The organism is Marinilactibacillus piezotolerans, assembly GCF_900114235.1.
In the GTDB taxonomy this organism is placed as follows: domain Bacteria; phylum Bacillota; class Bacilli; order Lactobacillales; family Carnobacteriaceae_A; genus Marinilactibacillus; species Marinilactibacillus piezotolerans.
This window is the reverse complement of the sequence record NZ_FOSJ01000078.1, coordinates 1-6,470: the sequence shown is the minus strand read 5'-3', so window position 1 is coordinate 6,470 and position 6,470 is coordinate 1. Positions and strand designations below refer to the sequence as shown.

At 43.2% G+C, this 6,470-nt stretch carries 5 protein-coding genes and 1 pseudogene; 1 reads left to right on the top strand and 5 read right to left on the bottom strand.

Features of this window, described 5'->3' with window-relative positions; genetic code table 11:
• Positions 1-465: 465 nt before the first annotated feature.
• The 5 genes from sufB to sufC are packed head-to-tail and all read right to left on the bottom strand — an operon-like array spanning position 466 to position 5,717.
• Positions 466-1,857, bottom strand: coding sequence for a Fe-S cluster assembly protein SufB (gene sufB, locus BM212_RS11670; RefSeq protein WP_281244407.1), 1,392 nt, complete (start codon positions 1,855-1,857; stop codon positions 466-468).
• A 58-nt stretch (positions 1,858-1,915) separates the two neighbouring features.
• Positions 1,916-2,392 (bottom strand): Fe-S cluster assembly sulfur transfer protein SufU, encoded by a 477-nt coding sequence (gene sufU, locus BM212_RS11665; RefSeq protein ID WP_091898703.1) that lies wholly within the window; start codon positions 2,390-2,392, stop codon positions 1,916-1,918.
• Positions 2,379-3,626 carry an aminotransferase class V-fold PLP-dependent enzyme gene (locus BM212_RS11660; protein ID WP_091898701.1) on the bottom strand — a complete coding sequence of 416 codons (1,248 nt, stop codon included), beginning with the start codon at positions 3,624-3,626 and terminating at the stop codon, positions 2,379-2,381. Before BM212_RS11660 ends, sufU begins: the two co-directional genes overlap by 14 nt.
• Positions 3,623-4,921: a Fe-S cluster assembly protein SufD gene (gene sufD, locus BM212_RS11655; protein ID WP_091898699.1), complete on the bottom strand. Its 1,299-nt coding sequence runs from the start codon at positions 4,919-4,921 to the stop codon at positions 3,623-3,625. Before sufD ends, BM212_RS11660 begins: the two co-directional genes overlap by 4 nt.
• Positions 4,922-4,940: 19 nt before the next feature.
• Positions 4,941-5,717, bottom strand: a complete 777-nt coding sequence (sufC, locus tag BM212_RS11650; protein ID WP_072695758.1) for a Fe-S cluster assembly ATPase SufC — start codon at positions 5,715-5,717, stop codon at positions 4,941-4,943.
• Positions 5,718-5,990: 273 nt separating this feature from the next.
• Between sufC and BM212_RS11645 the strand changes: the two are divergent.
• Positions 5,991-6,470: pseudogene (locus BM212_RS11645) on the top strand (IS30 family transposase); the annotation flags it as partial.

Sequence of the window (6,470 nt, the reverse complement as noted above, 5' to 3'; positions counted from 1 at the left end):
TCTGTACCCAGTTCAACACAGCCGGATGGCACTCTAAACTGGGAGGTGGTCCCACAGGAGAAGCAGTTATTGATCGGATTGTTCATAATTCCTACACCATCACTATTGATGGTGAAACATCTATGCGTGAACGACTGGGTTTATCCAATAACTTCTAAGATATTATTATGAAAAACTAATATAATCCTATGGATTATGTAAAGGTGTCCCATAACTAACTTAAATCACAGTGGTTATGGGATATTTCTTTAGTGGTACATCGAGCTGGCAAAAGGTGGTACATTCTTTGGCAAACAGTGGTAAGAAAGTTGGCATCAATGGTACAAATGTGTGGCAGTAGTCACTTAAACAATTCGCTATCAATTAAAGAATTAACTAATTGAATAGCTGTTATTATTCTAATGCTATATATAAGTTAAAAGCTCGTAACAGATGTTGTTAACGTTTCAAACATACATTACCTACTTACCCAACAGACCCTTCCATTTCATAACTAATCAATCGGTTCAATTCGACTGCGTATTCCATTGGAAGTTCTTTAGTGAAGGGTTCTACGAATCCCATGACGATCATTTCTGTGGCGGTTTCTTCATCTAGTCCGCGGCTCATGAGGTAGTAGAGTTGTTCTTCTGATATTTTAGAGACTTTTGCTTCGTGTTCCAGGGCGACGTTTGCGTTGTGGATCTCGTTGAACGGAATGGTGTCAGATTTCGACTTGTCATCCATGATGATCGTGTCACACTCGATGTGCGAGATTGATCCGCCGGAATTTTTTCCGAAGGTCACTTGTCCACGGTAGTTCACTTCTCCGCCGTCTTTGGCGATGGATTTTGATACGATCGAGCTGGATGTATTCGGTGCATTATGAATCATTTTCGCGCCTGTATCCTGGACTTGTCCTTCTCCTGCCATGGCGATAGACATAGTCGTTCCACGAGCGCCGCGTCCGTTTAGGTGGATACTTGGATATTTCATGGTTGTTTTGGCACCCAGGTTTCCATCGATCCATTCAACCGTTGCGCCTTCTGCGGCTGTGGCCCGTTTGGTTACCAGGTTATACACGTTATCTGACCAGTTCTGGATGGTTGTGTAACGGCAGTACGCATCTTTTTTAACGATGATTTCAACAACTGCGGCATGTAGGGAACTTTCTGAAAAGGTTGGAGCAGTACAGCCTTCTACATAATGCACACTTGCGCCTTCGTCTACTACGATCAGTGTCCGTTCGAATTGACCCATTGCTTCATCATTGATACGGAAATACATCTGAAGCGGCACATCACAGCGTACGCCTTTTGGTACATAGATGAACGTTCCACCTGACCAGACTGCTGAGTTCAATGCTGCCAGCTTGTTGTCTGTTGGCGGTACGACGGTTCCAAAGTGTTCTTTGAAGATTTCCGGATATTCCTTTAAGGCTGAATCCGTATCGGTAAAGACAATGCCCAGTTTTTCATATTCTTCTTTCATGTTGTGGTAAACCACTTCTGATTCATACTGTGCGCCGGATCCGGCTAGGAATTGTCGTTCAGCTTCAGGAACGCCTAGACGGTCAAAGGTTTCTTTGATTTTATCTGGTACATCATCCCAGCTGCGTTCTGCTCTTTCACTGGATTTACGGTAATACGTAATGTTATCGAAATCCACTTCTGAAAGATCTGCGCCCCATTCTGGCATTGGGCGTTTCAAAAAGTGGTCATAGGATTTCAGACGGTAATCCAACATCCATTGCGGTTCTTCTTTCCGTTTGGAAATGTCTCTGATGATGTCTTCTGTCAATCCTTTACCGGTATCGTAAATCGACTCGATATCATCGTGGAACCCGTATTGGTATTCGCTTTTTTCTGGTACATTCACCATGTTTGCGTTCCCCTCTCGTGATTGGTTGTTCTCTGTAAGTGTTCATTCATCAGTTTTATTCAGTCATGTCATCGTGCTTTAGCTGTCCGCCCACACCTGTACCTTGGCTTGCCAAGGCTTTTTCCAAGGCTTTCCAGGATAGTGTGGCACATTTGATTCGGGCTGGGAATTTGGATACACCTGACAACATCATTGCGTCTCCCAGTTCTTGTTCATGCTCGACATCATTGCCTTGAACGACTTGCGAAAACTCTTCTGACAGCTTCAGTGCTTCTTCAACGGGCTTTCCAATAATCGCCTCGGTCATCATACTGGCACTGGCCATGGAGATGGTACAGCCGCTGCCGTCGAAACGGACATCTTTTACGATACCGTCCTGAACATTGAGCTGGACTTGAATGACATCTCCACAAGTCGGGTTTCTCAGTTCGATCTGGGTGGTCGTTTCATCCAGTACGCCCCGTCTTCTAGGTGACTGAGAATGGTCTAATATGACTGCTCGATATAATTGATCTAGTTTAGTTAAGGCCATTTAAGAAAAACTCCTTCGTGGCAATAATCGCTTCTACAAATTTATCTGCATCGGCTTTCGTGTTGTACAAATAAAAACTCGCTCTGGCTGTTGCGGGCTGGTTCAGATAGGTCATCAAAGGTTGTGCACAGTGATGTCCGGCTCTGACAGCGACCCCTTCCATATCCATCGCCGTTGCGACATCATGGGGATGAATCCCATCAATATTGAATGAAATGACCCCTGTTCTGTGCGCAACATCTTTTGGTCCAAAAAGCGTTACCCCCTCAATGGCTTCTAGTTTCGGCATAATGTACTCTACGATTTCTCGTTCGTGCTGCACAATGTTTTCCATACCGATGTTATTCAGGTAATGAATCGCTGCCGCTAATCCGATGCCGCCGGCGATATTAGGCGTGCCCGCTTCAAATTTCCAGGGCAGTTCTTTCCAGGTACTGTCTTGTTCTTCAACGAAATCGATCATCTCACCACCGAATTCGATTGGCTCCATCTGTTCAAGTAGAGCCCGTTTTCCATATAACACACCAATGCCAGTCGGTCCCAGCATCTTATGCCCGCTGAAGGCATAAAAGTCTGCATCTAGCGCTTGTACGTCTACTGGCATATGCGGAACGGCTTGAGCACCATCAACGACCAGATAGCCGTTTTGCTCATGAATCCAATCGGAAATCTGCTTGATCGGATTCACGACACCGAGTACATTTGACACATGTGTTAAGGAAACAATCTTTGTTTTATCAGTGATTTTATTTTTAACATCTTCCAGATCCAACTGTCCGTCTTCTGTTAACTCAATATAAATGAGCTTTGCGTTCTTTTTCTTAGCTAACTGTTGCCAAGGGATAATATTGGAGTGATGTTCCATATAAGAGATCAGAATCTCGTGTCCTGGTTCAATGACCTTTTCTCCAAAGCTTCTGGCTACCCAGTTCAGAGAAGTGGTGGTTCCGCGTGTGAACAAGACTTCAGCGGTTTCACTGGCATGAATGAATGCCCGAACGACTTCTCGTGATCTTTCATACTGACTTGTTGCGCGTTCAGCTAGTGTATGCACACCCCGGTGAACATTGGCATTAGAGGTATGATAGTAGGTCTCCAGTGCCTGCAGTACAGCTTCCGGTTTCTGCGTTGTTGCGGCATTGTCCAGATAGACTAATGGTTCATCATTGACGATTTGATTTAAGATGGCAAAATCTTTTTTTAAGTGTTCAAACGGTTCGAATGGAACGGTCATCTACTGGTCAGCTTCCTTTCGATTGTTTCGACCAATTCATCTCGGATGGCTTTCAGTGGAATTGCTGAGATCACTGATCCCAGGAATCCTCGGATAACGAGTCTTTCGGCTTCGCTTTTGGCAATTCCACGACTCATCAGATAGTACATTTCTTCTGGGTCCACTCGCCCAACTGAAGCCGCATGCCCCGCTGTTACTTCGTTTTCATCGATTAATAAGATCGGATTTGCATCTCCGCGTGCTTTATCTGAAAGCATGAGGACACGGGATTCTTGCTGCGCATCAGATCCTTTAGCCCCTTTGATGATATGTCCGATCCCATTAAAGGTTAAGGTAGCACGATCTAAGATTACGCCATGCTGGAAGATATTCCCGGTAGTGTGGCTGCCGTAGCTGACAATATTTGAATCGACTACTTGTATTTGTTTGCCACTGCTGATTGCTACAGCTTTCAAGTCTGACTGAGATCCGTCTCCAACTAGATTCGTATCAAAATCAGCAATGGTACTTCCATTATTCATGACACCGAGTGCCCAGTCGATTGAGGCATCCCGGAAAGTATGTCCGGCACGGTTAAAGTAGGTTGTAGTCTGTTCGCCTAGTTGATCTACAGCAGAGAATTTCACTTGCGCCCCTTGTTTAGCCACAACTTCTACTAATATGTTCGCTGCGTTTTTCTCTTGTCCGGCAGTCAGGAATTTCTCTACATAGTTGAAGCTCGAATTCACGTCGGCATAGATCAGAACGTGTTTGATGAAGCTGTCTTCAACTAAGCTGTTTTGAATAAAGATCGCTTCTAATGGTTCTTCCACAACTACATTTTTTGGCACATATAAGAATAACCCCGAGTTCATAAATGCCGCATGAAAAGCAGTGACTTTATTTTTATCTGCTTTCACTGCCTGCTGCATATAGGCTTCTTTGACAAGGTCAGGATGTTCTTTTAAAGCAGTCTTGATATCGGTAAAAATGACGCCTTTTTCTTTTAACGATTCTGGTAATGTTTCAATTACAGATTCATTTCCCGCTTGAACGACTCTTGCGGCATCTGCTTTATCTTCTATAAATTCAGTGATGTCGATTGCTTTTTGAGCAGGCGCACCTGTCAGGTCAGGGACTTGCCAGATCGGCCAGCGATTATACCGCAGACGTTCGATTACAGGAAGGTCTAATTCGTCTATTTTATCTAAGGAATCTAACCGTAACTGAGTCATCCATTCTGGTTCACCTAGTCCTTTTGAGAAGGCTGTAAGGGCATCTGCATGTTCTACATACTGCTTTTCTTTTGTTACCATATGGTTTGCCTCCTCTTTTTTATTCGTGTTCTTCCACGTTGTATTCAATTCCTAATTCTTCCATTAAACCTTTATAACCTTCTGCTTCTAATTGTTGTGCCAATTCTGCGCCGCCGGTTTTCACGACATGTCCGTCCATCATAATGTGGACGACATCGGGTGTGATGTAGTTTAATAATCTTTGATAATGCGTAATAATCAATGAGCCAAAGTTATCTCCACGCATTTCATTGACCCCTTTAGAAACGACTTGAAGGGCATCGATATCTAGACCTGAATCGATCTCATCCAAGATGGCGAAAGTCGGTTCGATCATCAATAATTGCAGAATCTCATTCCGTTTTTTCTCTCCACCTGAGAAACCTTCATTCAAGTAGCGTTCTGCCATTTCTTCCGGCATATCTAGTAAGTCCATTTTTTCATCCAGCTTTTTGATGAACTCCATTACGCCCATTTTATTGTCATCATCACGTCTTGAGTTGATGGCGGCACGCATAAATTCTGCATTGGTAATCCCTGCGATTTCACTTGGATACTGAACAGCTAAGAACAGACCGGCACGTGCTCGTTCATCCACTTCCATTTCGAGGATGTTTTCGCCATCTAAAAGCACTTCCCCTTCCGTCACTTCATATGTCGGATGACCCATGATCGCTGCAGAAAGGGTTGATTTCCCTGTTCCGTTCGGTCCCATGATCGCGTGGATTTCTCCCGTTTTCATTGTTAAGTTGACACCTTTTAAAATCTCTTTACCTTCAATGGATACATGTAGGTTCTTGATCTCTAATACTGCCATTATGTACCTTCCTTTTCTAGGTTATTTTTTATTATAAATAGAACTATGCAAACGTATTTATCCGTTACATATACTCCTTTATTTTAATGTAATTGAGAATGCATATCAAGGCGAATCCGTATCTTGAAATGAGGAGGAGTGAAGAAAGGCTACTGATATAGGTTTTTACAGACGCGAATTTTATAATTAAACTAGAAAAAGATATTTGAAAAACCACACGTGTTCCCTTAAAGTAGTTTGTACCACCAAATCTACAAGGAAGAAGGAACACGTATGGCTCACAAACAGTTTACCATGGATGATATCATCCTCATAGAAAAATATTATTTGGCAGATGTAACGACTTCTAGAATTATTGAGATCATGGGCAAAAAACAGCCGGTTTATGATGTGATCAATTTCTTTAAGACTGGGAAAAATTCAAAAGAATTCTGGGAACAGAGAAAGACAAAACAATCGCGTTGTGGTCGTAAACGTTTAAAACTTTCTGTTGAAGAAGACGGTCATGTCGAACATCTGCTTCGTCAAAAGTGGTCACTTGATATGATCGCCAATCACCATAAAGCAGATAGTACCTTTCTTGCTTTTTCTATGGGGGCTACTACTCTTTATCGCCGGGCAAGAGAAGGGATGTTTGATAAACACCTTCTTCCAATGAAAGGAAAACGCAAACCTAATGGGCACAAGGAGAAACGCGGAAAACAAGCCTTCACTCGGAATATTGCTCAACGAAAAATTGACCACCCTAATGTA

Coding starts and splice junctions, on each gene's coding strand:
- sufD (WP_091898699.1), bottom strand. CDS start 4,921: ATGGTAACAAAAGAAAAGCAGTATGTAGAACATGCAGATGCCCTTACA.
- sufC (WP_072695758.1), bottom strand. CDS start 5,717: ATGGCAGTATTAGAGATCAAGAACCTACATGTATCCATTGAAGGTAAA.
- BM212_RS11660 (WP_091898701.1), bottom strand. CDS start 3,626: ATGACCGTTCCATTCGAACCGTTTGAACACTTAAAAAAAGATTTTGCC.
- sufU (WP_091898703.1), bottom strand. CDS start 2,392: ATGGCCTTAACTAAACTAGATCAATTATATCGAGCAGTCATATTAGAC.